This is a genomic window from Paractinoplanes globisporus DSM 43857 (assembly GCF_000379645.1).
Lineage (GTDB): Bacteria > Actinomycetota > Actinomycetes > Mycobacteriales > Micromonosporaceae > Actinoplanes > Actinoplanes globisporus.
The window spans coordinates 172942-198373 of sequence record NZ_KB903358.1; the positions used below are offsets into that span (position 1 = coordinate 172942).

Consider the following 25432-nt stretch of genomic DNA (forward strand, 5'->3'; position numbering starts at 1 on the left):
ATCCGCGCATCATCGCCTCATGGAACGCTTCGACACCAAGATCGCCGTCCTGCTGCGGGACGACCTGCTCACCTGGCAGCGCCTCAACGTCACCGCCTTCCTGGTCAGCGGCCTCGGCACGCTCGTGCCCGAGGTGATCGGCGAGCCGTACGAGGACGCCGGCGACGTGCGCTACCTGCCGATGTTCCGCCAGCCGGTGCTGGTCTTCGAGACGAGCAAGGAACTGCTGCAGGCCGCGCACGGGCGGGCGGTGAGTCGCTCACTTCCGACCGCGATCTTCACCTCCGACCTGTTCTCGACCGGGAACGATCGGGACAACCGGGCCGCGGTCCGGGCGGTCACCACGGCCGACCTCGACCTGGTGGGCATGGCCGTCTACGGCCCCCGCAACGCCGTGGACAAGGTCATCAAGGGCGCGACCATGCATCCCTGATCAGCGCGTGGTCAGGCGGCGGGCCACCTCGGTCAGGTCGGCGAACGTCGCGGCGGGAAGCAGGGCGTCGCAATAGGGCAGGGCCGCGGCCATGGCCGCCACACCGGGACTGAAGCCAGGCGCGCCGGCGCGGGGATTCAACCACAGGATTTCGTACGCGCGGCGGCGCAGACGGGACATCGTGAGCGCGAGCCTCGGGGGCGGGTCGCTGTCCCAGCCGTCGGAGGCGATGATGGCGATGGAACCCCGCAGGCTGTTGCCGTGGTGCGAGTCGAGCAGCGCGCCGAGGTTGGTCGCGATCTTCGTGCCGCCGAAGCGATCGCTCACCGCGCTCGTGGCCTCGGCTATCGCCTGGCGGGCCGAGGTGCGGCGCAGGGCCGGCGTCAGGCGGGTCAGCGTGGTGGCGAAGGCGAAGACCTCGGCGTCGCAGACCGTGGCGAAGGCCCGCATGAGGTGCAGGTAGGCGGTGGCCTGGGCGCGCATCGACTCGCTGACGTCGCAGAGCATCACCACGCGTCGGGGACGGCGGACCGGGCGCTCGCGGACCACGGTCATCGCCTCCCAGCCGGTACGGCGGGCGCGGGCGATCGTCGGACGCAGCGCCACGCGGCGGCCGGTCGGGTCGGCCGCGTGGCGTCGCGAGCGGCGGGTGGGCCAGTGGGTGAGCGCGTCCTTGAGGGCGGCTCCGAGGCGGGCGGTCTCCGCCGCGTCCAGCTCCTCGAAGGGCCGGCCGGCCAGCGCGGCGAGGGCGCTGGCGCGCAGTTCGGGCAGCCGCAGGTCGTCATCGCTCGGGGACTCGTCGACCTCGGTGGCCGCGGGCAGGGTCGCCCAGGGCAGGCCGCCGCCCGGCGCGAACTGGGCGGTCTCGCCGCCGGGCACGGGCACGTGCACGTCGTCGCGGCCGCGGCCGGCGTTCTCGGCGGCCCGGCTCAGCGGCAGGGGCGGCGCGTCGTCGAACACGGCCGCGAAGACCCGATCGAAAACGGCCAGGTCGGCCCGGCGGCGCACGAGAGCGACCCGGGCGGTCCAGTAGAGCGCGGCCCGGGAGTCGGGCGGACTGACCGCCAGGGCCCGGACCAGGTCGTCGACCTCGGTCAGGCCCGCGGTCACGCCCGCCTCGCGCAGGCGGCCGGCGAAGGCCACGGCGAACGCGGCCCGGTCGGCGCCGCGCAGCAGGACCGGGGCAGGGTCAGCGCCGGGCAATGACCCAGGCAATGACGGCACCGACGACGATCACGCCGATCACGACCGGGATCGCCCGCTTGTAGATCGAGCTACCCGCGATGGCGAGCAGGTCGAGCGGCTCGGCCTCCTCGGCCGCGACGGGAGCGGGAGTGGCCGCGGCGGGAACACTGGCGGCCGCCCGGGCCGGTGCGGCATCGGCAGCGGGCGTGGCATCGGCGGCCGGCGGCGCATCAACGGCCGGCACGGCGTCGGGTGAGGTCTCGGCAGCAGCGTCCGCGGCTGACACGGTCTCGGCAATGGGGGCGGTCTCGGCAGCGGGCACGGTCTCGGTGGCGGGCGAGGCCTCCGCAGCGGCCACCGTCTCGGCAGCAGGCGCGGCGGCGGCGGCAGGCGCGGCGGCGGCGGCAGGCGCGGCGGCGGGGGCGGACTCTTCGGCGGCCAGCTTGGCCTCCAGGTTGGCGACGAACTGGGTGAGCAGCTTCCCGGACACCTCCTTGATCATGCCGCTGCCGAACTGGGCCAGCTTCCCGCTGATCTTCAGGTCGGTGTCGACGCTCACCGACGTACTGGATCCGTTTGGTGTCAGGACGGCCGTGACCAGCGCGGAAGCATTGCCCGCCGCCCTCGCGTCCTTGCCCTTGGCGTCGATGACCGCGCGGTGGGCGGCCTCGTCCCTCTCGGTGAAGCGCGCCGTGCCCGCGAACTCGGAGATCACCGGGCCCACCTTGACCTTCACCTTGCCCTTGTACGTGTCGCCCTCGACGCCGGTGAGCTGGGCGCCCGGCATGCACGGCGCGATGCCCTCGAGGTCGGTGAGGACCTCCCAGGCGCGCTCGATCGGGGTGTGCACGGTGAACTCGTTCGTGATCTTCATCAGGTCTCCAGCTGGGCGGCGCCGGCGACGACGAGCCGGTCGTCTGGGGTCTTGGCGATCGTGCCGAGGGTGCTCAGCACGTCGGCGGGGGCGAGTTCGGTGGCGCCGAGCGCGGCGAGCGCGGACACCCAGTCGATGGTCTCGGCGAGCCCGGGTGCCTTGTCAAGCTCCAGGCGGCGCACCCGGCCGATGAACTCGGTCGCGCTCGCGATCAGCGGGTGGGTGGCGCCCGGCACCGCCCGGCGCACGATCTCGGCGGTCCGGGCCGGCGCCGGGAACTCGATCCAGTGGTACAGGCAGCGCCGCCGCAGGGCGTCGTGCAGCTCGCGGCTGCGGTTGGAGGTGAGCACCACGATCGGCGGCCGCGCGGCGGTGAAGGTGCCGAGCTCGGGCACGGTCACCGACGCCTCGCCGAGGAACTCGAACAGCAGCGCCTCGAACTCGTCGTCGGCCCGGTCGATCTCGTCGATGAGCAGCACCGGTGGGGTCGGCCCGCGATGCCGCACGGCGCGCAGGATCGGTCGTTCCTGCAGGAACTCGGCCGTGAACAGATCGTCGTCGGCCAACCGCTCGTGCCGCGCCTCGGCCAGCCGGATCGCGAGCAGCTGCCGCTGATAGTTCCACTCGTAGAGCGCCTCGCCCGCGGTCAGCCCCTCGTAGCACTGCAGGCGGATCAGCGGCGCGTCGAGAGCGAGCGCGAGCGCCTTGGCCGCCGCGGTCTTGCCGACCCCGGGCTCGCCCTCCAGCAGCAGCGGTTTCCCGAGTCGCAGCGCCAGGTAGATGGCCATGGCCAGCCCGTCGTCCACCAGGTAGTCGACGGTGTCCAGCCGTTGGCGTACCTCGTCCGGCCCGTTCACCGGCGCTCCCCCGCGAGCAGCCGCTCGTAGTCCTCGCGAGTGTCCACATCGACCGGTACGGGCCCGGCCGCCGGCACCTCGGTCACCGGGAACGCGCCCGAGTGCAGCAGCTTCCACACGGCCTTGTCGCCGTGCAGCGCCGAGAGCGCCGTGAACGTCTCCCGCCGGAAGAGAAAGGGATGACCGAGCCCGTCGGCGTAGGAGCAGATCGCGATCGGTGCCGGCGCCTCGATCAGGCGGCGCACGTCGGCGGGGTCGATCCCGGGCTGGTCGCCGAGCAGCAGCACCACCGCGTCGGCCCGGATGTGCGGGATGGCCGCGCTCACCGACGACCCGCACCCGGTCGAGAAGCCGGGGTTGTCGACGATCCGGAAGCCGCTGAGGTCGACCCGGTCGCGAACCTCGGCGGCGGAGCCGCCCAGCATCACCAGCTTGTCGTCGAACGCGCAGGCCCGGGCCATGTCCAGCGTGGCGTCGAGGAGGGTACGCCCCCGGTAGGCGAGCAGCTGTTTGGCCTCGCCGAGTCGCAGCGACCCGCCGGCGGCCAGCACCAGCCCGCAGACCGTCATCACGCGGCCACGAACCGATCACGGCACCCGGCGCAGCAGAACCAGTGCTCCACCCCGTCGACCACGGCGTGCGGGGTGTCCTCCCCGATGACGACGGTCATCCCGCAGATCGGGTCGATCGCCGTCCGCCCGCCCGACATTTCAGAAATGTCGGTCAGGTGGAGAGGGGCGTGCGGCGCGTCCTCGGTGGCACGCAGGTCGCGGATTATCTCGGCCAGGACGGAGAGGGCGATCTCCTTGTGGGTGCGGGCCCCGATGTCGATCCCCGCGTGCGGGCGCACCCGGGCCCGTTCGGCCGGCGACAGGCCGAGCGAGTCCAGCACCGCCGCGCTGCGGGTGCGGCTCGCCACCAGCGCGACCAGCGGAACGCCGGCGTCGAGCGCCGCGCGGATCGCCTGCTCGTCGCCGCGGCCCAGCCCTGCGACCACGACGGCGCTCGCCCCGGCGTACGACATCGGTTTGGTGATCTCGAGGTCGAGGAAACCGGCCAGGGTGACCACCGCGGCGCCGATCGGCGTCGTCTCGCCGGCGATGCCGATCAGCGGGCGGGGCAGCATCGGCCGCAGGAAGATCTCGATGGCGCCGCCCGAGAGGCACGGATTGACGACGACCTGAGCGCCCGGAACCGACGGGAACTGCTCGGATTCGTTGGGAAGGACGCGCAGCAGGACGGTGTTGCCGTCGCGCAGCGTGTCGAGCGCGGCGGCACGCACGGACGTCTCGGCGCAGACCCCGCCGACGAAGCCCTCGATGGACCCGTCGGCGAGGATGACAGCGTCGTCGCCCGGCACCGCGGAGGTCGGCGCCTGCGCGCGGACCACGGTGGCGTGCACGAACGGCCGGCGCTGACCGGTCAGTTCGTGCACGCGTGCCGCCATGCTCATGAGAATCAAACTCCTAGATCGGGGGCGTGGCCCGGCCGCGCATCGCGTCCCAGACTCGGGACGGGGTGAGCGGCATGTCGGCGTGCCGGACGCCGAACGGCTTGAGCGCGTCGACCACCGCGTTCACGATGGCCGGCGGCGAGCCGACGGTGGCCGACTCCCCCACGCCCTTGGCGCCGATCGGGTGGTGCGGCGACGGGGTGACCGTGTAGCCGGTCTCCCAGTCGGGCACCTCGAGCGAGGTGGGAATCAGGTAGTCCATGAGCGACGCGCCGAGGCAGTTCCCGTCCTCGTCGAAGGCGATCATCTCCATCAGCGCCATGCCGACGCCGTCGGTGAGGCCGCCGTGGATCTGGCCCTCGATGATCATCGGGTTGATCCGGGTGCCGCAGTCGTCGACCGCGACGAAGCGCCGCACCTTCACCTGCGCGGTCCCGGGGTCGATGTCCACGACGCAGATGTACGCCCCGTGCGGGTACGTGAGGTTCGACGGGTTGTAGCAGATCTGCGCCTCGAGGCCGCCCTCGACGCCCTCCGGCAGGTCGCCGGCGCCGTGCGCCCGGAACGCGATGTCCTGGATCGTCACCGACTTGCCGGGGTCGCCCTTGACCTGGAACGAGCCCTTCACCCACTCCAGATCGGCGACCGACACCTCGAGCATCCCGGACGCGATGATTTGTGCCTTGTCGCGGACCTTCCGGGCGACCAGCGCGGCCGCGGCCCCGGAGACGGGCGTCGACCGGCTCCCGTACGTGCCGAGGCCGAACGGGGTCTGGTCGGTGTCGCCGTGTACGACCTCGATGTCGGCCGGCGGGATGCCGATCTCCTCCGCGACGATCTGCGCGAACGTGGTCTCGTGACCCTGGCCCTGGGTCTGCACGGACAGCCGCACCACGGCCTTGCCGGTCGGGTGCACCCGCAGCTCGCAGCCGTCGGCCATGCCCAGGCCGAGGATGTCCATGTTCTTGCGCGGGCCGGCGCCGACCGCCTCGGTGAAGAACGAGATGCCGATGCCCATCAGCTCGCCCCGGGCCCGCTTCTCCTCCTGCTCCTTGCGCAGGTCGGCGTAGCCCGCCATGTCCATGGCCAGCCGCATCGTGGGCTCGTAGTTGCCCGAGTCGTAGACCCAGCCGGTCTTCGTCTCGTACGGGAACTGGTCGGGTTGGATGAAGTTCTTGAGGCGGAGCTCGGCGGGGTCCATGTCCAGCTCGTGGGCGAGGCAGTCGACGATGCGCTCGACCAGGTACACCGCCTCGGTGATGCGGAACGAGCAGGCGTACGCGACACCGCCCGGCGCCTTGTTGGTGTAGACGGCCGTCATCTTGCAGTACGCGGCCTGCAGGTCGTAACTGCCGGTGAAGACGCCGAAGAAGCCGGCCGGGTACTTGACCGGCGCGGCCGTACCGTTGAAGGCGCCGTGGTCGGCCAGCACGTTGGTGCGGATCGCCAGGATCCTGCCGTCCCGGGTGGCCGCGATCTCGCCGCGCATGATGTAGTCGCGGGCGAATCCGGTCGAGATGAGGTTCTCCGACCGATCCTCCATCCACTTGACCGGTTTGCCGGTCAGGATCGATCCGACGATCGCGCAGACGTAGCCCGGGTAGATCGGCACCTTGTTGCCGAAGCCGCCGCCGAGGTCCGGCGAGATGACCTGGATCTTGTGCTCGGGGATCCCGGACACGATGGCGTAGAGCGTCCGGTGCGCGTGCGGGGCCTGGGTGGTCGACCAGAGGCGGAGCTTGCCCTCGACCGCGTCGAAATCGGCGACCGCGCCGCACGTCTCCATCGGCGCCGGGTGCACGCGCGGATAGACGATGTCCTCCTGCACGACGACGTCGGCCGACGCGAAGACGGCTTCGGTCGCCGCCTCGTCGCCGGTCTCCCAGTCGAAGACGTGGTTGTTCTCCTTGCCCTGCAGGTCGTCGCGGATCAGCGGCGCGTCCGGCTCGAGCGCGCGCCGGGCGTCGATGACCGGTTCGAGGACGTCGTAGTCGACCTCGATGAGCTCGAGAGCGTCGCGGGCCGCGTACCGGTCGTCGGCCACCACGAAGGCGACCTCCTGGCCCTGGAAGCGGACCTTGTCGGTGGCCAGCACCGCCTGCACGTCGTTGGAGAGCGTCGGCATCCAGGCCAGGCCCTTTTCGGCCAGCATCGCGCCCGTGACGACCAGCCTGACCCCGGGTGACGCCTCGGCCGCGCTGGTGTCGACGCTCAGGACCCGGGCGTGGGCGAAGGGCGAGCGCAGGATCGCCAGGTGGAGCATGCCGGGCAGCTGGATGTCGTCGGTGTAGCGGCCCCGGCCCCGCACGAAGCGCGGGTCCTCCTTGCGGAGCATGCGACCGAAGCCGACCGGTTTCTGATCGTTGTCGTGGAACTCGGTGAACTTCGGGTCCTGCACCGTGGTCATGCCGTCACCTCCTGCTGCGCGGCGGCCGCCTCGTGCACCGCGGCCCACCGCACCGACCGGACGATCGTCGAGTAGCCGGTGCAGCGGCAGATCTGCCCGGAGATGGCCTCGCGGATCTCGGCGTCGGTCGGATCCGGGTTCTTGTCGAGCAGGGCGCGGCAGGTCATCATCATGCCCGGCGTGCAGAAGCCGCACTGGAGGCCGTGGCACTGCATGAAGCCCTGCTGGATCGGGTCGAGCTCGCCGTTCTGGGCGAGCCCTTCCACCGTACGCACCTCGTGGCCGTCGGCCATCGCGGCGAGCACGGTGCACGACTTGACGGGCTCGCCGTCCATCCAGACCACGCAGGTGCCGCAGTTGCTGGTGTCGCAGCCCCAGTGGGTGCCGGTCAGGCTCAGCACGTCGCGCAGGAAGTGGACGAGCAGCAGCCGCCCCTCGATCTCCCGGGTGACCTCGGTGTCATTGACGGTCATCGTGACCTGCATCGGTTCAGCTCCTCGCCCGCTCGACGGCCTTGCGCAGGGTTCTCCGGGTCAGCTCGTCCGCGAGGTGCCGCTTGTAGTCCTCGCTGCCGCGCTGGTCGGTGACGGGGTCGCAGCTTCTCGCCGCGATCACACCCGCTTGCTCGTACGCCTGCTCGCTCGGGACCTGCCCGCGGAGCGTGGCCGAGATCTCGGGGATGCCCGTGGTGTTCGGGCCGACCGCGGCCAGTCCCACGCGAGCATCGGCGATCGTGCCGTCCGCGGCGAGCCACATGGCCGCGCCGGCGCTCACCACCGCCCAGTCCCCGGCCCGTCGCTCGACCTTCTCGTAGGCATTGCCGGAATTATCCCGCCGCGGGATCCGGATCTCGATGAGGATCTCGTCGTCGCCGACGGCCGTCTCGTACGGCCCGACGTGGAACTGCTCCATGGTCACGACGCGCTCCCCGCGGGGTCCGCGGATCACGCAGCTCGCGTCGAGCGTCGTGCACACCGCCGACAGGTCCTCCGACGGGTCCGCCTGGCAGAGCGACCCGCCGAGCGTCCCGCGGTTGCGCACCACGGGATCGGCGATCACCCGCTCGGCGTCCCGGAAGATCGGGAAGGCGGAAGCGAGCTCGTCCGATTCGAGAAGCTCACGATGCCTGGTCAGCGCTCCGATCCGTACCGAATCGCTTCCGACCCGGATGTAGCCGAGCTGGTCGTGCAGAGGGTTGATGTCGATCAGGTATTCGAAGTTCGCCAGCCGCAGCTTCATCATCGGCAGCAGGCTGTGCCCGCCCGCCACGAGCCGCGCTGAGCTGCCCAGACGTTCCAGCAGCCCGATGGCTTGGTCCACACTTGTGGCGCGTTCATATTCGAACGGAGCCGGCACCTGCACGCTGCACCTCCCGGCCATGTCCCGCGGGACGGAATGCTCGCGGGGCGGAATCGGAGAAAATCTCGCGCGCGGCTTGATCAATGTCAACAGCGACCTAAGACATCTCTTAACTCGCCGTTGACGATCGACCGCGTGATCACGGAGGGTTGAGTCGTGCGGGACATCGTGGACGGGCTGGTCGCCTGGCGCGCGGAGGGCGTCGCCTTCGCCGTGGCCACCGTCGTGCGCACGTGGAACTCGGCCCCCCGGCAGCCCGGCTCGTCGATGGCCGTCAACGAGCGCGGCGAGGTGCTCGGCAGCGTCTCCGGCGGCTGCGTCGAGGGTGCGGTCTACGCCGCCGCCGAGGAGGTCATCGAGACCCAAAAGGCCCAGCAGCAGACGTACGGGGTGAGCGACGGCGACGCGTTCGAGGTCGGCCTGACCTGCGGCGGGACGATCGAGCTGCTGATACAGCCCTCGGTCAGCCTGACCGACCTGGACGACGTGCTGTCCGCGATCCGGGAGGGCCGCCCGGTCGCGACGGTGTCCCTCGGCGACAACCAGCTCGTGGTTTGGCCGTCCGGCACGGCGGGCACGCTCGGCGATCCCGGTCTCGATCGGGCGGCCGAGCAGCAGGCGGCCGGCATGCTCTCGGCCGGCACCACCGGCACGGTCCACCTGGGCGTCCACGGCGAGCAGCGCCTGGACGACGTCGAGGCCTTCGTCCAGACCTACCTCAGCCCGCCCCGCATGATCGTCTTCGGCGCCATCGACTTCGCCGGCGCGGTGGCCCGCATCGGCGGCTTCCTCGGCTACCACGTCACCGTCTGCGACGCGCGACCGGTTTTCGCCACCCGCAAGCGTTTCCCGTCCGCCGACGAGTTGGTCGTGCAATGGCCGCATCAGTACCTCGAGTCCACGGCGGTCGACGAGCGCACGGTGCTCTGTGTGCTCACCCATGACCCGAAGTTCGACGTCCCGCTCCTCGAGGTCGCGTTGCGCACGCCCGCCCGCTACATCGGCGTCATGGGCAGCCGCCGTACGCATGCCGACCGGATGAGCCGCCTGCGCGAGGCCGGCGTCTCCGAGGCGTCGCTGTCGCGTTTGTCCGCCCCGATCGGCCTCGACCTGGGCGCCCGCACTCCCGAGGAGACGGCCGTCGCCATCGCCGCCGAGCTCATCGCCAAGGCGTGGGGTGGTTCCGGTCTGCCCCTGACCGACCTGGATGCCCCGATTCACGGGTAGCCGTCCGGGAGCAACGCCGCCGTTTCCCGCCGGATCCCTCGGCCAGGCCCGATCGATTCTTGCGCCGCCACCCGGTCGATTCGACGGGCAGGCCGCCACACCGCCGCGGACGCCGAGTCCCGCCCACCGCGCGCGGTCCATGTCTCCGATCGGAAGCTTCAGTGGGCGGGAGCGGGGGACCCCTTCTGCCCGGCCGTGCGCCGGCTCGGGGTGAAGTCGCACCAGCGACGGGCCGCCTTCAGGCCTAACCCGACAGCTAACCTCGCAGGCGGTTGAAGGACCAGGATCCGTCATGTCCGTTCATGTCCGCTTCAGCCTGCCCAAGTTCGCGGCGTTCCTCGCCCTGTTGTCCGTTATAGGCCTCCTGCTGGCCCCCTCCTCCCCCGCCCGCGCCGCGACGGGCTCGCCCCGCTCCTCCGCGGATGCCGACGACGCCCTGCGCCTGCGCGGCGAACGCATCGTCGCCGCCGCCCGCTCCCAGCGCGGCAAGCCCTACCGCCACGGCGCCCAGGGCCCCGACGCGTTCGACTGCTCCGGCCTTTCCGGGTACGCCTACCGGACCGTGCACGTCCGGCTGCCGCGAACGGCGAACCAGCAGTTCCACGCCGCCCACCCGGTCAGCCGCGCCGCCGCCCGCCCCGGCGACCTGGTCTTCTGGGTGCACGGCCGGCACGCCTACCACGTAGCCGTCTACGCCGGCGCCGGCCGGATCTGGCACGCCCCCAAGCCCGGCGACCGCGTACGCCTGGCCACGATCTGGAACCCCCGCGAGGTCCGCTACGGCCGGGTCTAGAGGCTTTCGGATCCCGCCCGCCCATGCAGGGTTTGAGGTTGGCGGCGAATGCCGCCCAAGCCGGACCCGGGGGTGATCTCCTCGCGACGGCAGCCGCCGCGAGGAGATCACCCCACCCACCGCAAGCAAAACGCCAGGCGGATCTCCGAGCGTGGCCGGGGTGCGGGGCGGAGCCCTGCGGTCTTGAACACCCCATCAAATAGCGCATGGCAGCGGATCAACGCGTGAGGCTGTTGAACTCGTCCTCGAGCCTGACCCGCTGCCGCCGCAGCCCCCACCGGTCGAGCCATTCCATGAACACCCGGTCCGGGGTGATCACGATGTGCGAGGGCGCCGAGTCGGCCGGCACGACGACGCCCGTCTCGCTGACGTGCTCACCGGCGGCGCCGCCCTCCGGCTTGGCCGGCTCGAAGTGGGCGCCCATCAGGTCGGCCGACCGGAACCCGCGATCGCGCTTCTTGCCGGGCAGGTCGATCACGAACAGGCTGTCCACGCCCTCCACGCCGGGACGCCCCCGCACATGCCACGTGAGCCGCACGCCGACGTCGGGATCGGATCCCGCCACGAACTGCGGTCGCATCGGATCGCCGCCCTTGGTGGCCGGCTCGAGATAGCCGGCGTCCCGCGCGGCCTGCAGGCGCTCCCAGACGGTCCCGAACGGCTGCATGTCCAGCGGGCCGCCGCCGGTCATCACCTCGACCGAGCGCAGCTGCCGGACGAAGCCGAACCCGACGTCCAACTCCGGTGACTGTCCCTTCTCGGCGGCCGACCGCAGCCGGCGCCGGAGGGTCATCATGCTCTCCAGCTCTGCGTAGAGGTTCCGGTACGGGTTCTGCCCGCCGAGCGTCGCCACGATGTCGGCGGCGAGCGTCGCGTCCATGCCGTTCTCGATGAGAGCCTTCGCCGTGATCTGCTCGGCTCCGAGGCCGGTCTGCGCCAGGATCTCGATGGCGTCCATCCGCTGCTCGGGCGTGAGGCGGGCGAACGGTTCCGCGGCGGCCGCCCGTCCGACGAGCGCGTCGGTGTACTCCCGGATGCGGGCGCCCACCGCCGGGCGGTCGGCCGGGACGAACGGCGTCTGTTCGGTGTTGGTGAGCCGCCACTGGTCGATGTAGGACAGCAGCGGCTCGTGCAGGCCTTTGGGCGCGTGGTCGCGGATCAGCCGGTCGCGGGTCATCTCCAGGCTGGTGACCGGCCGCATCTCGCCCGACGCGGCCGTCGGCGCCACCAGTTCCTGCCCGAACGACCGCGCGGCGAACCCCATCGCCTGCAGCTGACGGTCGAGCGTGCCCCGGTTCCCCTCGCTGGGGTCGGCGCGGTACCGCTGGAACAGCTCGATCAGGTCCACGGTGGTCGCGATGTCGTGCTCGGTCGCCGCGTCGCCGCGGGCGCCCTCGCGGGTCAGGCCGGAGCGCTGCTCGGCCGCGATCGCCTCGTTCAGCTCGGTGCCCGACAGTCCACGCTCGTGCACCTTGGCGACGATGCCGGCGACCTCGTTGGTCTCGTGCCGCAGCGCGAGCTGGGCGTCGCGCGGCTGCAGCCGCGGGTCGATCTCGATGCGCGCGCGCCACGTCGTGCCGTCGAAGGTGAGCCGGTTGGCCGCGTGCCCGGAAGCGAGGCCGTGGACGCCGCCCGCGGCGGGGGTCGCGAGCGCGATGTCGAGCTGCACCGAGCTGTAGACCAGCCCGCCGGCCGCGTCCAGCCCGACCGCCACCCGCATGGACTCCGCGGGTACCGCGGTCGGTTCGAAGGTCGTGCCGTGCCGCAACCCGCCCACCTCGGCCTCCTGCACGAGAAGCAGGCGCATGTCGACCAGCTCGGCGGCACCGATCACGGGCTTCTCGGCCAGCGGCAGGACCCCGGTGCCGCGCATTCCGCCCTGCGGCGTGCCGGCGGCCTCTCCCGGCCGGCCGGCACCGGCGCCCGCGCCCACCAGCTCCCGCTCGCCGCCGGCGACCGGTCCGGTCGCGTCCTGAGCGGCGTGCTCCCCCACCGCCGGCTCCCGGACCGTGGGCTCGCGCACGCCCGTGGTCGGCTCGGTCCGCGGAGTCACGGCCGGACCCGGCTCCGTCCGCGGAGTCACGGCCGGACCCGGCTCGGTCCGCGGAGTCACGGTCGGACCCGGCTCCGTCCGTGGGGTCACGGCCGGACCCGGCTCGGTCCCCGCTGTCGTGGCCGGGCCCGCCTCCGTCTCGCGGGGCCCGGCCTCCGGTCCCGTCCCCGGCCGCGGGCTGTGCACCCAGTGACCGAGGGCGCTCAACCCGAAGTTCGTCCCGAACGACGACCAGCTGAACTCGTTGTGCCCGGTGGCGACCGAGGTGCCCGCCGACTGGCCGACCGCGCCCGCTCCCCACCGCGACACGGTTTCCAGCAGCCCCGCCTCCCGCGCCGTGACCTGCGCCGCGGGCGCCTCGACGGCCAGCGCGACCGCGATGCCCTCGCGCTCGATGACGCCGGCCGCCGAGCCCGCGGAGCGCTGCACCACCCGGGCCGCGACCGCGCCGACGACCTCCTCGGCCATCGCACCGCCCAGCCCGCCGAGCAGACCGCCCAGCACGTCCGCCCGGAAATTCGACAGCGAGTACTTCTCCCCGTACACGGAAAGGTTTGTGATCACGGTCCCGCCGATGTTGAGCGCCATGGTCGCGGCGAATCCGTAGCCGAGGCCCGGCAGGGCCAGGCCGAGCGCGACCGTCACCGCGAAGCTCACGCCTTGGCGGATCTTGTCCCGCAGGGCCTCGTTCTCCTCCTCGTAGGCGGCGGCGTCACCGCTCAGGGTGGCCCGGACCCGTCGCGCGCGGGAGAGGATCCCCGGACGGTCGACCGCCCACGGGTCGCCGCCGAACTCGCCCCGCATCGCCCTCAGCCGCCCGGCGGAGTTCCGCATCTGCTGCTGGGTCTCCGGCACGTCGCCCCACTCGCGCATCGTGCCGGTCAGGCCGCTGGTCGCCTCGGTCGCGGACACCTCGCCGGAGCCGCCCGTGGCCAGCCACTCCATCTCCTGCTGCCCGCCCATGGCCACCGGCATGGACAGCGCCTCGGCCGCCCGGGCCGCGTCCCGCCCGAACAGCATGCCGCCGGGCATCATCGACGACTTCGCGGCCCCGCTCGCGTACTCGACCCCGAACGGCCCGAACAGACGCATCCGCAGGCCGCCGGGAATGCCGTGCGCCGCGTCGTAGGCGTCCTCCAGCAGCTTGACCTGGCGGCCGCTCGGCTGCCGGCCCAGCACGGCGAGCACCCCCTCCTTGTCGTTGCGGCTCAGGGCGAACTCCAGCTCCTGCAGCTCGGTCGCGCCTCCGCCGCCGGCCACCAGCCCGCGGAGCATCGCCTCGTTGCCGCTGCTGGCCGAGTCGACGATCGACTCCCACGACCGCCCGCCGCCCTGGTCGCGGATGCTGTCGTAGGTCGCGATGAAGGCCTGGACATTCCGCTTGGCCAGGCCGTCGGCGGCGCCCTCCGGATCCCGCCCGATGCGCTCCTTCTCGCTCGCCGCGACCCGCCCGTCGAAGATCATGGCCTGCACATCGCGGTACGCCTGTGCGCGCAGCCCCCGCAGCAGCGGCGCGATGGCGTCGGTCGACGTCGTGTGGGTGATCTCGAGTTCGAGCAGCTTGCGCGCGGCGGCCGCCACCGCGTCGCCGTGCGCGAGCGCGGTGATCGCCTGCCCGGCCCCGGCGCCGAGTGTCGCCTCGAGCTCCTCGCCCAGGCTCTTCACGCCGCCGGAGCCCAGCGTGCCGAGCACGGCGCCGAGCCGGCGGCGCACGGCCTCGGCCGCGTTCAGCCCTCCGGGATCCTCCTGCGCCTCCGCCACGTTCGTCCCGGCGATCGCCTGGATGTCGGCGACCAGGGCCGCGCGTTTCTTCGAGAGCTCCGACATGTCGACCGGGCCGAAGTTCGGCAGGTACCGGGCGTCGAACCCGAACGGCCGCAGGCGTTTGTCGATCTCCTCGATCGCACGGCGCTTGTCCTCGATGGCGCAGGCGTCGGCCTTGGCGCGGTCCCCGTCCCGCAGGAACGCCATCCGGCTGCGCTGCAGCCCGGTCAGCTTGCCCCCGAGCACCATGCTGAGCTCGCCACCGAACAATCGGGCGTACGCGGAGTCCAGCCGGTCGATCTCGCCGGTGTCCCGCCGGTGCAGCGTCATGACCCGTTCCCGGGTCTGGTCGGTGAGGTCGCGCGACAGCAGCTGGTGCAGCTCCGACGCGTCCGCCTCGATCTTGGCGTCCAGCGCGGGCGGCGGGCCGGCGCCCGGCTTCCGCTCCTGGCGGGTCCCGCGCATCAACGCCTGGATCCGCTTCGTCGCGTCGTCGGTCAGGTCGCTCGGGAAGCCGGAATGCCCGGTGCCGAACAGGTCCTTCTCGAGGGGCCGCCCCTCGGTGGTCTCGTAGAGCCGGGCGACGTGCTCGGCCTGGGCCGCCGTCAGGTCGTCGAGCACGGCGGCGACCGCGGCCGCGTCGACGTGCCGCACGAACTTGCCCGGAGTCGTCGTCCCCGTCATCAGATCGACCTGCGGCAGGCTGACGACCTTGACCTCGTCGCTGTCGATGGCCCGGGCCAGCCGGTCCACGAGCGACTCCGGGTTGAACCGCGGGTCGGCCAGCGGGTCGGACGGCGCGGACGGTCCCCCGAGCAGCCGGCTCAGAGCGAAGTTGCCCACCGCGGGAAGCGCCGAGGCCACCTGGACGACGTCCGCCGCCGACATCCCCGCCATGGCGCGGCTGCCCACGGGCGCGGACGTGCCCGGACCGGGCTGAACCGGTTCCGCCCGGGCCCCGTCGTCCGGTCCGGCCTGCGGCGCCGCCTTGCCGCTCACCGCGTCGCCGGCCCTTCACATCCCCCGTGGGCCGTACTCATTCAACCCACGTTAGGCAGGACCCGGACGAGCGTCGATGGCCTCCGGGGCAGACTTCCGGCCACGGTCTCCGGCCCGGCCCGCGAGCCGGTCCAGGCCCACGACCACCACGCCGAGCAGGCCGAAGATGACGGCGAGCTCGACGAACTGGAGACCCACCCAGCCGTACCCGTGCCCGGCCGGGTCCAGGAAGAAGTACGGATAGCGGATGGGCACCGACGGAAACAGCGCGCCCCGGATCTCGATCATCAAGCCATAGCCGAGCGGGTACGCGATCCACAGCGGGATGTCCCGCCACCGCACCACCCGATGCGGCCCGAACGCCACCCAGTCGGCCAGCACCAGCACCGGAACCACGTAGTGCACCAGGAACAACGACCAGTTCGCGACCGCGCCGGCTCCCACCAGCCCGGGCAGCGGGTTCTCGCCGTGGTTGAGCATGAAGTGGGAGATCAGGCAGGTGATCAGGATCCAGAGCGTGACGGCTCCCCGCCACCGCGGCGCCGGCGGCACGACGGTCGAGCGCTGGACCATCCAGTACAGAGCGCCGACGAAGTACGCCAGGACGATCAGGTTGCTCTGGGCGGTGAAGTAGACGACCCGGTGGTCCCCGATCAGCAGCCCGACCAGCCCGCATCCCACGATCGCGGCGCGCAGGAGAAACGGCGGCCGGACCCACAGCGGAGCACTCATGGCCAAGGAGTATGCCTACCCGCCGGTAGTCTCGTCGATCAGGGGACGCGAGCGACGATCCCGTTGCAGGCGACGTCCTCGATCGACGGCAGGTCGCCGGCGGCGTGCCAGTGGGCGACCGAGGTCAGGCCCGGGGCGACCGGCTCGAGGCCCGCGAAGAAGGCGGCGAACTGCGCGCCGTCGCGCGGGGCGAAACGGCCGTCGCCGTTCTGCGCGGTCAGCCGCTCGACGACCGTCGGCGGCAGATACTCCCAGGTGGCGTGGCTGGCCACGACGTAACTGCCGGACGGGAGCGCGTCGACCAGCGTGCGGACGACGCCGTGCGGGTCGTCGTCGTCGCGGAGGAAATGCAGAACCGCCAGCAGCATCAGGCCCACCGGCGCGTCCAGGTCGAGCGTGGCGCGCAGCGACGGGTGGTCGAGGATCTCGCGCGGTGAGCGCACGTCGGCCTCGAGGTAGACCCGGCCGTCGGCCAGCAGCGCGGCGGCGTGCTGGGCCACGAGCGGGTCGTTGTCGGCGTAGACGATGCGGGACGACGGGTCGACCACATCGGCTATGCCGCCCGGGGCCGGCAGGCCGGTGCCGACGTCGAGGAACTGCCGGACGCCCTGGGCGCTCAGGTAGGCCGCCGCGCGGCCGAGGAAGCGCCTGTTCTCCACCGCCATCAGCCGGATCGTCGGCATGGCCGCCTCGATGGCGTCCCCCGAGGCGCGATCGGCGGGGAAATGATGCTCCCCGCCCAGCCAGTAGTTGTAGCGCCGGGCGGGATGCGCCACCGAAGTATCGATCACAGCTCGCCCTGATAGGCCAGGACGCCGCGGTTGACCGCGGTGATCGCCTTGCGGGCCACCGCGCGCACCGCCTCGGACGACGCGGGCGCGTCCTTGACCTGGCCGAGCAGGTCGAGCACCTGCCGCGCCCAGCGCACGAAATCGCCCGCCGGCATGTCGGTGTCGTAGTTGTGCCCGCTGGTGAGCACCCGGGCCAGCGGCTCGCCCCGCGCCCACCGGTACATCGGCCAGACGAAGCCGGGGTCGGGCTCGCGGGTCAGCGAAAGACCGTGGTCGGCCTCGTCCGAGGCGATCTCGCCCCACAGCTTGGTGCAGGCGTCGACGGCGGCGGTGATCGGGCCTTTCGGCACCGAGGCGCGGTCGTCGCCCTCGCGGCGCGACTCGTACAGCACCATCGAGACGGCGGCGGCCAGCTCGTCGGGCTCGAGGCCCTCCCACACGCCCTGCCGCAGGCACTCGGCGACCAGCAGGTCGGCCTCGGACCAGATGCGGCCGAGCATGCGGCCGGCCTCGGTCACCTCGCCCTCGGGCGAGAGATAGCCCCGGTCGCCGAGCACGGCGCAGACCTGGTCGAACGTGCGGGCCAGCGAGCCCGTGCGGCCGGCCACCTTGTCCCGCAGGGCGTCGGTGTCGCGCTGCAGGCGGTGCCGCCGCTCGGCCCAGCGGGCGTGCTCCTCCCGGTCGGGGCAGGCGTGGCAGGGGTGCTGCCGCATCTGCACCTTGAGCAGGGCGATCTCGGGGTCCTCGCCGTTGGCGGCGCCGCCGCGGCGGCCGCGCCGGCCGCCGCCGTGCCGGTCGAGACCGGTGGCGGAGACCTGGGCGGCAAGGTCGCGGCGGGCCGAGGGGTTGCGGTGGTTGAAGTGTTTCGGTACGCGGATGCGCTCGAGCACCTCCACCTCGCCCGGGAAGTCGGCGGGACTGACCCGGCCGGCCCATCTGTCCTGCGTGAGCACGAGCGGCCGGGGCTCGCCGAAGCCACCGGCCGGCGCCTCCAGCACCACCGCCAGCCCGGCCCGCTTGCCCTGCGGCACCCGGATCACGTCGCCGATCCGCAGCCGCTCCAGTGAGGACACCGCGGCCGCCCGGCGCTGCGACACGCCCTGGCGGGACAGCGCCTTTTCCCGGTCGGCGATGGCGACGCGGATCGCGAAGTACTCGTCGAAGTCGCCGTGGTGGCAGGCCTCGTCCTCCGCGTACGTCTGCATGGTGTCGACGTTGCGCTGGACCTGCCGGGCCAGCCCGACCACCGACCGGTCGGCCTGGAACTGGGCGAACGACGACTCGAGCAGGTCACGCGATTTCTCGGCGCCGACCGTGCCGACCAGGTTGACGGCCATGTTGTACGACGGGCGGAAGGACGAGCGAAGCGGATAGGTGCGGGTGGAGGCCAGGCCGGCCACGTGCCGGGGGTCGACCTCGGGGTTCCACAGCACGACCGCGTGGCCCTCGATGTCGATGCCGCGGCGGCCGGCCCGGCCGGTGAGCTGGGTGTACTCCCCCGGGGTCAGGTCGACGTGCGCCTCGCCGTTGAACTTGACCAGGCGCTCGAGCACGACGCAGCGGGCCGGCATGTTGATGCCCAGGGCCAGGGTCTCGGTCGCGAAGACCGCCTTGACCAGGCCCCGCACGAAGCACTCCTCGACCGCTTCCTTGAAGGCGGGCAGCATGCCGGCGTGGTGGGCGGCGACACCCCGCTCGAGGCCGTCGAGCCACTCGAAGTACCCGAGAACGGAGAGGTCTTCGCGCGGGATGCCGGCGACCCTCGCGTCGGCGATGCGGCGGATCTCGGCGCGCTCGTCGGCGTCGGTGAGCCGCAGCCCGGCCGAGAGGCACTGCTGGACGGCCGCGTCGCAGCCGGCCCGGCTGAAGATGAACAGGATCGCCGGGAGCAGGCCGGCCCGCTCGAGCCGGTCGACCACCTCGGGGCGCGGCGGCGGCTGCCAGCGCCGGGAACGGCCGCGGTAGCCCGGGCCGTGCGCCCGGTCGGTGAGCTCGAGCCGGCGCTCCATCTCGCGGGTGTAGCGCAGCAGTTCGGGGTGGACGTCGTGCTTGCGGGCCGCGTCGGCGTCGTGGAACAGGTCGAACATGCGCCGGCCGACCAGCATGTGCTGCCAGAGCGGGACCGGCCGGTGCTCGCTGACCACCACCTCGGTCTCACCGCGGACGGTGACCAGCCAGTCGGCGAACTCCTCGTAATTACTGACCGTCGCGGACAGCGAGACCAGGGTCACCGACGCCGGGAGGTGGATGATCACCTCTTCCCACACCGCGCCGCGGAACCGGTCGGCCAGGTAGTGCACCTCGTCCATCACGACGTACGCCAGGCCCTTGAGCGACGAGGAGCCCGAGTAGAGCATGTTGCGCAGGACCTCGGTGGTCATCACCACGACGGGGGCGTCGCCGTTTATCGCGTTGTCGCCGGTGAGCAGGCCAACCTTGTCGGGGCCGTAGCGCTCGACGAGGTCGTGATACTTCTGGTTGGACAGCGCCTTGATCGGGGTGGTGTAGAAGCATTTACGCGCGCCGGCACGCAGCGCGAGGTGCACGGCGAACTCGCCGACCACCGTCTTGCCGGCGCCGGTCGGCGCGCACACCAGCACGCCGCTGCCCCGCTCGAGCGACTCGCAGGCCGCGCGCTGGAAATCGTCAAGGTCGAAGCCGACGTCGAGCATGAAGCCGTCGAGCGCCGGGAACTCGGCCTGCCGGGCCGCCCGCCGTTTCGATTCCGCGTACTTCTCGGCGGGACTCGTCATGACCACAAGGCTAATGCGGGGGTGTGACAACCCGCAGCACCGGCGGTTGCGTCCCAACCTGTCAGACGGGGTAGGTATCGTGCACCCGTGCCGGAAGCCGTGGAATCGACCGATCATCCTCCCCATCGGCAGTCCCGCCAGGTCGACGCCGTGCTGTTCGACTTCCACGGCACGCTCGCTCAGGTGGAGGATCCGATCCAGTGGGTTCAGGCGGCCGCGGTGGCCTGCGGCCACGAGCTCGAGCGGGGCAAGGCCACGATGCTCGCCGACCGCCTGGTGATGGCGGGCCGGGCCGGCGGGCCCCTTCCGGCGAGGGTGCCGCCCCAGCTCGCCGAGCACTGGGCCGACCGTGATCTGTACGCGCACAGCCACCGCGCCGCCTTCACCGGCCTGGCCGCGACCGTCCCGACCGAGGTGGAGGGCCTGGCCGAGGCGCTGTATGACCGCCTGCTGAGCGCCGAGGGCTGGCTGCCGTACGCGGACACCGAGCCCACGCTGCGCACGCTGCACGACGCCGGCATCAAGGTGGCGGTGGTCAGCAACATCGGCTTCGACATCCGACCGCACTTCGCGACGTGGGGCCTCGACTCCATGATCGACGCGTTCGCGCTGAGCTACGAGGTCGGCCGGGTCAAGCCCGATCCCGCGATCTTCCTGCGCGCCTGCGGCATGCTCGGCGCCGACCCCGAGCGCACGCTGATGGTCGGCGACACCCCGGCCGACGCGGGCGCGGTGAAAGCGGGCCTGGCCGCCCTGGTCCTGCCGGCCTCCGAGCCCGGCCGCCCCAACGGGCTCACCGCGGCGCTGGCGCTGGCCGGCTGCACCGACTGACCGAGAGACCTATCTCACGCGTACGCGTCGAGATTGATGCCCTTGCGGACCCCTGCCTTGCGCTTCTCGGCCGGCGTGGGCTCGACGGCCTCGAGGTCGACCGGGCCGGAAGCGGGACCAGCGGCGGGCGTCGCCTGGCGGCGCTCCCCGGGAGTGTCCGACCCGCCCGGCGGCACCGCGGCCTCGGCCATCGCCTTCAGCGTCGAGCGGGTGGTCTCGAAGGCGAGCGACGCGGCGCCACTGAACGAGCGGAGCGAACTGAGCGACATGCCCTCAGGTTCGGCCGGGCCCGGGATATCTGACCGCGTGGCGGCCCGCGCAACCGGACCGCACCTCAGCGCAGCAGCCGCAGCGCTCCCGGGACGCAGGTGATCTCCAGCGGCAGCGGTCCGATCCGCTCGCCGTCCGCGTACGCGATGATGCCGTCGGAGTGCAGCCGCACCTGCTTTGCCCGATATGTCCGGACGCGGGGGTCGGTGACGTGCGTGCCGCGCCGCAGCCGGGGCTTGAGCCGCGCCATCGCCGCCCGGGTCAGCGGCAGCGCGGTCAGCACGTCGAGAAGCCCGTCGGCCGGGTCCGCGGCCGGGACGATCCGCAAACCACCGCCGTAACTCGGACAATTCCCCACGGCGACCAGCGTCCCCTCGAAGCCGTGGTCGACCCCGTCGATCTCCAGGGCGTAGAGCCGCGGCCGCACCCGCACCATCTCGAGCACGATCGCCAGGTCGTAGCGGCGCGGCCCGCGCGGCCAGCGCATCCGGTTGGCGCGCTCGTTCACGATCGCGTCGAAGCCGGCCGCCAGCACCGCGCCGAACCATCGGGTCTCCCCGTCGGTACCCACCGTGCGGGCCAGGTCGATCGGCACGCTCGTGCCGTCACGCAGCGCGGTGGCGATCCCCGACGCCGCCGCCGTCGGATCGGCCGGGACACCCACCCCCGCCGCGAAGTCGTTCCCCGTGCCCGCCGGCACCACCCCGAACGCGACGGGCCGCGACGCCGCCGCCTGCAGCGCGAGATGCACGGTGCCGTCCCCGCCGACCGCCACCAGCGCCGCGCAGCCGTCCGCGACGGCCCGATGGCAGGCCTTCTCCGCCTCCTCGGCGCCGCCGGCCTCCAGCAGCCGCACGGTGTGCCCCGCGGCGCCCAGCCGCTGCAACACCCCCGGAAGCAGACCGCGGTGCCGGCCACGCCCCGCCGTGGGGTTGGCCAGCACCGCGATGTCACCGCTCGTCATGGCGGGCGACATTACTACGTCATGTCGTCGAAACGGCCCTCGAGCGGCAGCGGCTTGTGCACCGGTGTCGGCGGGTCGATCGTGCTGGCCGCCTCGATCGGGTCGGCGGCGCCGACCGGCACGCGGTCGTCCTCGAGCGGCGAGATCGTGTCGTCGTCGAGGTCGGCGTAGATCTCCCGGCCACGACCCTTGCGCTTGTCGTTGATCATCGCGATGAAGACGGCGATGAAGTACAGCAGGGACATGCAGGCGGCGAGCAGCGTCATGCCGAACGGGCCGGGGTCGGGGGTGGCGATCGCGGCGAACGCGAACGACAGGAAGATCACGATCCGCCACCAGCTCAGCAGGCGCCGGCCGGTGACGACCCCGGTGAAGTTCAGCATCAGCAGGATCAGCGGGAACTCGAACGCCACGCCGAACAGCAGGATCATGCTGGTGACGAACGATATGTACGCCGTCACCTCGAGCTGCGTGGTACCGCCGATGACGCCCGCGTCCATGATGAAGGCGAGGCTGTGCTTGACCACGAAGAAGGCCAGCACGGCGCCGCCGATGAACAGCGGAGCGGCGATCGCGACGAAGATGTACGCCCACTTGCGCTCGTGCTTGTGCAGGCCCGGCGCGATGAACGCCCAGAGGTTGTACAGCCAGACGGGCGCGCCCAGCACGAGACCGACCCAGAGCGCGATCTTCAGCCGGAGGATCAGCTGGTCACCGACGCCGAGCGTGATGAAGCGGCACTCGAGCTTGCCGCTGATCGGGTTTCGCACCCAGGACGTGTCCAGCCCGCAGTACGGCTGGCTGAGCATGTGGAACGTCCACCGGGAGATGATGAACCCGACGATCAGCCCACCGACGATGCCGAGTGACGCCCAGAACAACCGGTTACGAAGCTCCCGGATGTGCTCGATCAGCGTCATCGAGCCGTCGGCGGCCTGCTCGAACTTGCTGGGCCCCTGGCGGCGGCGAAGGGCGAGTGCCATCGTTCCGGGTCAGCGGTCGTTGGTGCGCTGCACCGGGTCGACGTACGGCTGCGCCGGCGGCTGCTGGTATTGCTGCTGCGGAGCCGGCGGCGGCTGGTAACCCTGTGCCTGCCCAGTTTGGGGCGGCTGGACGTCGCCCTGCAGCGGCGTGCGCGAGTACGGCGGCTCGGCCTTCTCCGCGACGTCGCTGTTCTCGTCGATGAGGCCCTTGGTCTCCGCCTTGATGATGCGCAGCGACCGGCCGAGCGACCGGGCGGCGTCGGGAAGCCGCTTCGCGCCGAACAGCAGCACGAGGACAACCACGAAGATGGCGATGTGCCATGGTTTGAGGGCACCCATGGGAGAACTCCAGTCGGTCGGATCAGGTGTGCGGGGTCCATCGTACGTGTCAAATCCGGTGAAGTAGCCCACCGGGACCCTTGGGATTCTGCACCCACCCGCGAAGTCTTGGACAACAGGGAAGGAACGCCGCACGTTACCGGCGCGCACACAATCTGTAAAGATTATTGACGATTAGTGATGCGTGCCAGCCCGGCCTGCACCGCCTCGGCGCGTTGCTGCACCTCGAGGACGGTCTCCTGGAGGACGAGCGCCTTCTCCTGCAGCTTGAGCGCCTCTTCCTGGCGGCGTTGCAGCTTGAGCGCGGCCCGGCGCAGGCCACCGAGCCGGCCCAGCAGCGGCATCGCCGCCGCGACCAGGATGACCACTGCGACCACGACCACGGCGATCCAGACCCAGAGCAGCACGCCGGACACCCTACCGGGCGGGCGAGCTGTACTGGTCGAGCGCGGCCGTGGCCTGCCGCCGGATCCGCTCGAGCAACTCGGGCGGGCCGATCACGGTGACGTCCGGGCCGAGGCCGAGCAGCAGCCGCTGCGCCCAGCCCAGGTCGGTGATCCGCATGGTCACCACCCACTCGGCGCCGTCCCGGCGCACCTCCTCGACCGGGTAGTACTCGGTGATCCAGCGGCTGTGCCGGCCCACCCGCAGGGTCATCAGCGGCAGGTCGGGGGTGGGCTTGAAGACGCCGTCGCTCACGTCCTGTGGCGCGGCCGAGGGCGGCGGCGCCGACGGCTCGTCCAGCTCGGTGAACGCGTCGATGCGGTCGACCCGGAACATCCGGGTGGCCTCGGCGCGCCGGCACCAGGCCTCCAGGTACGCCCGGCCGCCGACCATCAGCACCCGCATCGGGTCGACGACCCGCTCGGTGGTCTCGTCCCGGGCGGCCGTGTAGTAGGTCATCCGCAGCGCGTGCCCGCCCTCGACCGCGGCCCGCACCTGGTCGAGCTTCTCGGCGTTGGCCGGCAGCTTGACCGCCACCGGGGCGTCGGCGAGGTCGCCGGCCGCGCTCTCGATCTTGGCGAGGGCCCGCTCGATCACGTCGCGGTTGCCGGTGCCGGGCGTCTCGGCGAGCATCCGCAGGGCCACCACCAGGGCGAGCGCCTCGTCCGGGGTCAGCTTCAGCGGCCGGTCGATGCCGGCGTCATGGCTGATCGTGATTCGGTCGCCGTCGAGCGCCATGTCGATGAGGTCGCCGGGCCCGTACCCGGGCAGGCCGCACACCCAGAGCAGCTCGAGGTCCTCGCGCAGCTGTTTGTCGCTGATGCCGAGGTCGGCCGCGGCCTCCGAGACCAGGATCCCCGGGCGCGCGATCAGGTACGGAACGAGATTCAGCAGCCGGCCGAGGCGGTCGACCGACGTTCGAGGCCCGGTCATGCCGCCACCACACCCTCGTGCCGGGCCATGACCTCCTTGAGCTGCTGGATCACCGCGTCCCGCACCTCGGGCGGCCCCTCGACGAAGACGTCGGGCCCGTACCCGGCCAGGGTCGAGGCGATCCGCTCCGCGTCCGCGTAAGGAACCGTGAGCCGATCCCCGGACGGACCCGGCTGGGTGGAAACCGCCCATCGGCGCAGGCCCGCCGCACGGCCATGGCGGGCCACGACGATCGCCCGCCCGTTCCACTGCCGCGGCCCGTCCCAGCCCGCGACGTGGCTGATCAGGTCGACGGACTCCGGCGGGACGAAGGCGTCCCGGCGGCCGACCGGCCGGACGCTGCCGACGATGCGGGAGAGCCGGAAGCAGCGGGTGGCGTCCCGGTCGCGGTCGTGGCCGACCACGTACCACCGGCCGCGCCAGCAGACGACGCCCCACGGTTCGAGCCGGCGGGTGGCGGCCTCGTCGACCTCGGGCACCCGGTAGCTGAACGTGACCGCACGCCGGTCACGCGCCGCACTGGTCAGCGGCCCGAAGGCGGGGTCGACCGTGACCACCGGCTCGACGCCGAGGGTGGCCTGCGGGTCGACCTCGACGCCGGCGGCGCGCAGCTTGGCCAGCCCGGAGGAGGCGGCCGCGGCGAGGCCGGCGTGCTGCCAGAGGCGAGCCGCGATACCGACCGCGGCCGCCTCGTCGGGCTCGAGGATGATGTCGGGCAGCGCGTACTCGCGGTGCGCGATGCGATAGCCCGGCTCCTGGTCGAATACGCTGGCCGTGCCCGTCTCCAGCGGCACACCCAGCTCGCGCAGCTCGGCCTTGTCCCGCTCGAACTTGCGCTGGAAGGCCTCGTGGTCGCGGGGGTCCTCGGGGTCGTGCTCGTAACCCGGCACGGTCGCGGCGATCTGCGCGGCGGTGAGGAACCGTCGCGTGGACAGCAGGCAGATCACGAGATTGACCAGGCGCTCGGTGCGGGTCCGCGACACGAGAG

Annotated in this window: 23 protein-coding genes and 1 riboswitch; of the genes, 4 read left to right on the forward strand and 19 right to left on the reverse strand. The window is 72.1% G+C overall.

All coding sequences use genetic code 11. The features are described 5' to 3' along the window. Window positions 1-19: 19 nt before the first annotated feature. The gene (locus A3CQ_RS0150175) at window positions 20-433 is read left to right on the forward strand and encodes a DUF2000 domain-containing protein (protein ID WP_020518563.1); all 414 of its coding nucleotides are present in this window, start codon (window positions 20-22) and stop codon (window positions 431-433) included. On the opposite strand, the gene A3CQ_RS0150180 is transcribed toward A3CQ_RS0150175, so the two are convergent. From A3CQ_RS0150180 to A3CQ_RS0150215, 8 genes are read right to left on the reverse strand one after another with little or no spacing between them, the layout of a single operon-like run. After that, window positions 434-1636, reverse strand: coding sequence for a vWA domain-containing protein (locus A3CQ_RS0150180; RefSeq protein ID WP_020518564.1), 1203 nt, complete (start codon window positions 1634-1636; stop codon window positions 434-436). It abuts the gene before it with no gap. After that, complete coding sequence (locus A3CQ_RS0150185; RefSeq protein ID WP_020518565.1) at window positions 1623-2492, reverse strand: SRPBCC family protein; 870 nt, start codon at window positions 2490-2492, stop codon at window positions 1623-1625. Before A3CQ_RS0150185 ends, A3CQ_RS0150180 begins: the two co-directional genes overlap by 14 nt. Next, the gene (locus A3CQ_RS0150190; RefSeq protein WP_020518566.1) at window positions 2492-3349 is read right to left on the reverse strand and encodes an AAA family ATPase; all 858 of its coding nucleotides are present in this window, start codon (window positions 3347-3349) and stop codon (window positions 2492-2494) included. The genes A3CQ_RS0150185 and A3CQ_RS0150190 overlap by 1 nt, the downstream gene beginning before the upstream one ends. Then, on the reverse strand, window positions 3346-3918 hold the full coding sequence (locus A3CQ_RS0150195) for a nucleotidyltransferase family protein (RefSeq protein WP_020518567.1): 573 nt from the start codon (window positions 3916-3918) through the stop codon (window positions 3346-3348). Before A3CQ_RS0150195 ends, A3CQ_RS0150190 begins: the two co-directional genes overlap by 4 nt. Then, window positions 3918-4796 (reverse strand): XdhC family protein, encoded by an 879-nt coding sequence (locus A3CQ_RS0150200; protein WP_020518568.1) that lies wholly within the window; start codon window positions 4794-4796, stop codon window positions 3918-3920. The genes A3CQ_RS0150195 and A3CQ_RS0150200 overlap by 1 nt, the downstream gene beginning before the upstream one ends. A 19-nt stretch (window positions 4797-4815) precedes the next feature. Beyond that, the gene (locus A3CQ_RS0150205; RefSeq protein WP_020518569.1) at window positions 4816-7209 is read right to left on the reverse strand and encodes an aerobic carbon-monoxide dehydrogenase large subunit; all 2394 of its coding nucleotides are present in this window, start codon (window positions 7207-7209) and stop codon (window positions 4816-4818) included. Further along, window positions 7206-7694, reverse strand: a complete 489-nt coding sequence (locus tag A3CQ_RS0150210) for a (2Fe-2S)-binding protein (RefSeq protein ID WP_020518570.1) — start codon at window positions 7692-7694, stop codon at window positions 7206-7208. Before A3CQ_RS0150210 ends, A3CQ_RS0150205 begins: the two co-directional genes overlap by 4 nt. Before the next feature lie 4 nt (window positions 7695-7698). After that, the gene (locus A3CQ_RS0150215; protein WP_281171560.1) at window positions 7699-8589 is read right to left on the reverse strand and encodes an FAD binding domain-containing protein; all 891 of its coding nucleotides are present in this window, start codon (window positions 8587-8589) and stop codon (window positions 7699-7701) included. 135 nt (window positions 8590-8724) lie between these two features. Here A3CQ_RS0150215 and A3CQ_RS0150220 point away from each other — a divergent pair, with 135 nt between their 5' ends. After that, window positions 8725-9795, forward strand: coding sequence for an XdhC family protein (locus A3CQ_RS0150220; protein WP_020518572.1), 1071 nt, complete (start codon window positions 8725-8727; stop codon window positions 9793-9795). A 144-nt stretch (window positions 9796-9939) separates the two neighbouring features. Next, window positions 9940-10081, forward strand: a riboswitch (cyclic di-AMP (ydaO/yuaA leader). A 6-nt stretch (window positions 10082-10087) separates the two neighbouring features. Further along, window positions 10088-10588 (forward strand): C40 family peptidase, encoded by a 501-nt coding sequence (locus A3CQ_RS0150225; protein WP_020518573.1) that lies wholly within the window; start codon window positions 10088-10090, stop codon window positions 10586-10588. Window positions 10589-10805: 217 nt separating this feature from the next. On the opposite strand, the gene A3CQ_RS0150230 is transcribed toward A3CQ_RS0150225, so the two are convergent. From A3CQ_RS0150230 to A3CQ_RS0150245, 4 genes are read right to left on the reverse strand one after another with little or no spacing between them, the layout of a single operon-like run. Beyond that, window positions 10806-15404, reverse strand: coding sequence for a hypothetical protein (locus A3CQ_RS0150230; RefSeq protein WP_026207106.1), 4599 nt, complete (start codon window positions 15402-15404; stop codon window positions 10806-10808). A 51-nt stretch (window positions 15405-15455) separates the two neighbouring features. Next, window positions 15456-16136, reverse strand: coding sequence for a Pr6Pr family membrane protein (locus tag A3CQ_RS0150235; protein WP_020518574.1), 681 nt, complete (start codon window positions 16134-16136; stop codon window positions 15456-15458). Window positions 16137-16174: 38 nt separating this feature from the next. Beyond that, window positions 16175-16927 carry an SAM-dependent methyltransferase gene (locus tag A3CQ_RS0150240; protein ID WP_020518575.1) on the reverse strand — a complete coding sequence of 251 codons (753 nt, stop codon included), beginning with the start codon at window positions 16925-16927 and terminating at the stop codon, window positions 16175-16177. Then, entirely contained in the window at window positions 16924-19680 is a 2757-nt protein-coding gene (locus A3CQ_RS0150245; RefSeq protein WP_020518576.1) for a DEAD/DEAH box helicase, read from the reverse strand. The genes A3CQ_RS0150240 and A3CQ_RS0150245 overlap by 4 nt, the downstream gene beginning before the upstream one ends. Window positions 19681-19767: 87 nt before the next feature. On the opposite strand from A3CQ_RS0150245, the gene A3CQ_RS0150250 reads away from it, so the two are divergent. Continuing rightward, entirely contained in the window at window positions 19768-20511 is a 744-nt protein-coding gene (locus tag A3CQ_RS0150250; RefSeq protein WP_051115584.1) for an HAD family hydrolase, read from the forward strand. A gap of 14 nt (window positions 20512-20525) precedes the next feature. Here the strand turns inward: A3CQ_RS0150250 and A3CQ_RS0150255 are convergent, their stop codons facing one another. From A3CQ_RS0150255 to A3CQ_RS0150285, 7 genes are all read right to left on the reverse strand, one after another. Continuing rightward, window positions 20526-20780: a hypothetical protein gene (locus tag A3CQ_RS0150255; protein WP_020518578.1), complete on the reverse strand. Its 255-nt coding sequence runs from the start codon at window positions 20778-20780 to the stop codon at window positions 20526-20528. Window positions 20781-20845: 65 nt separating this feature from the next. Continuing rightward, window positions 20846-21745, reverse strand: a complete 900-nt coding sequence (locus A3CQ_RS0150260; RefSeq protein WP_026207107.1) for a diacylglycerol kinase family protein — start codon at window positions 21743-21745, stop codon at window positions 20846-20848. A gap of 14 nt (window positions 21746-21759) precedes the next feature. Continuing rightward, the gene (gene tatC, locus A3CQ_RS0150265; protein ID WP_020518580.1) at window positions 21760-22728 is read right to left on the reverse strand and encodes a twin-arginine translocase subunit TatC; all 969 of its coding nucleotides are present in this window, start codon (window positions 22726-22728) and stop codon (window positions 21760-21762) included. Window positions 22729-22737: 9 nt separating this feature from the next. Continuing rightward, window positions 22738-23067: a Sec-independent protein translocase subunit TatA gene (gene tatA / locus A3CQ_RS0150270; protein WP_020518581.1), complete on the reverse strand. Its 330-nt coding sequence runs from the start codon at window positions 23065-23067 to the stop codon at window positions 22738-22740. A 164-nt stretch (window positions 23068-23231) separates the two neighbouring features. After that, window positions 23232-23474, reverse strand: a complete 243-nt coding sequence (locus A3CQ_RS0150275; protein ID WP_026207108.1) for a hypothetical protein — start codon at window positions 23472-23474, stop codon at window positions 23232-23234. A 10-nt stretch (window positions 23475-23484) separates the two neighbouring features. After that, window positions 23485-24444 (reverse strand): helix-turn-helix transcriptional regulator, encoded by a 960-nt coding sequence (locus A3CQ_RS0150280; RefSeq protein ID WP_020518583.1) that lies wholly within the window; start codon window positions 24442-24444, stop codon window positions 23485-23487. Beyond that, on the reverse strand, window positions 24441-25427 hold the full coding sequence (locus A3CQ_RS0150285) for a helix-turn-helix transcriptional regulator (RefSeq protein ID WP_026207109.1): 987 nt from the start codon (window positions 25425-25427) through the stop codon (window positions 24441-24443). The genes A3CQ_RS0150280 and A3CQ_RS0150285 overlap by 4 nt, the downstream gene beginning before the upstream one ends. Window positions 25428-25432: the final 5 nt, after the last annotated feature.

Bases quoted from the DNA above. Each gene is read 5' to 3' on its own strand.
- A3CQ_RS0150175 (WP_020518563.1), top strand. From the start codon at position 20: ATGGAACGCTTCGACACCAAGATCGCCGTCCTGCTGCGGGACGACCTG.
- A3CQ_RS0150185 (WP_020518565.1), bottom strand. From the start codon at position 2,492: ATGAAGATCACGAACGAGTTCACCGTGCACACCCCGATCGAGCGCGCC.
- A3CQ_RS0150195 (WP_020518567.1), bottom strand. From the start codon at position 3,918: ATGACGGTCTGCGGGCTGGTGCTGGCCGCCGGCGGGTCGCTGCGACTC.
- A3CQ_RS0150200 (WP_020518568.1), bottom strand. From the start codon at position 4,796: ATGGCGGCACGCGTGCACGAACTGACCGGTCAGCGCCGGCCGTTCGTG.
- A3CQ_RS0150205 (WP_020518569.1), bottom strand. From the start codon at position 7,209: ATGACCACGGTGCAGGACCCGAAGTTCACCGAGTTCCACGACAACGAT.
- A3CQ_RS0150210 (WP_020518570.1), bottom strand. From the start codon at position 7,694: ATGCAGGTCACGATGACCGTCAATGACACCGAGGTCACCCGGGAGATC.
- A3CQ_RS0150215 (WP_281171560.1), bottom strand. From the start codon at position 8,589: ATGGCCGGGAGGTGCAGCGTGCAGGTGCCGGCTCCGTTCGAATATGAA.
- A3CQ_RS0150225 (WP_020518573.1), top strand. From the start codon at position 10,088: ATGTCCGTTCATGTCCGCTTCAGCCTGCCCAAGTTCGCGGCGTTCCTC.
- A3CQ_RS0150235 (WP_020518574.1), bottom strand. From the start codon at position 16,136: ATGAGTGCTCCGCTGTGGGTCCGGCCGCCGTTTCTCCTGCGCGCCGCG.
- A3CQ_RS0150245 (WP_020518576.1), bottom strand. From the start codon at position 19,680: ATGACGAGTCCCGCCGAGAAGTACGCGGAATCGAAACGGCGGGCGGCC.
- A3CQ_RS0150255 (WP_020518578.1), bottom strand. From the start codon at position 20,780: ATGTCGCTCAGTTCGCTCCGCTCGTTCAGTGGCGCCGCGTCGCTCGCC.
- A3CQ_RS0150260 (WP_026207107.1), bottom strand. From the start codon at position 21,745: ATGACGAGCGGTGACATCGCGGTGCTGGCCAACCCCACGGCGGGGCGT.
- tatC (WP_020518580.1), bottom strand. From the start codon at position 22,728: ATGGCACTCGCCCTTCGCCGCCGCCAGGGGCCCAGCAAGTTCGAGCAG.
- tatA (WP_020518581.1), bottom strand. From the start codon at position 23,067: ATGGGTGCCCTCAAACCATGGCACATCGCCATCTTCGTGGTTGTCCTC.
- A3CQ_RS0150280 (WP_020518583.1), bottom strand. From the start codon at position 24,444: ATGACCGGGCCTCGAACGTCGGTCGACCGCCTCGGCCGGCTGCTGAAT.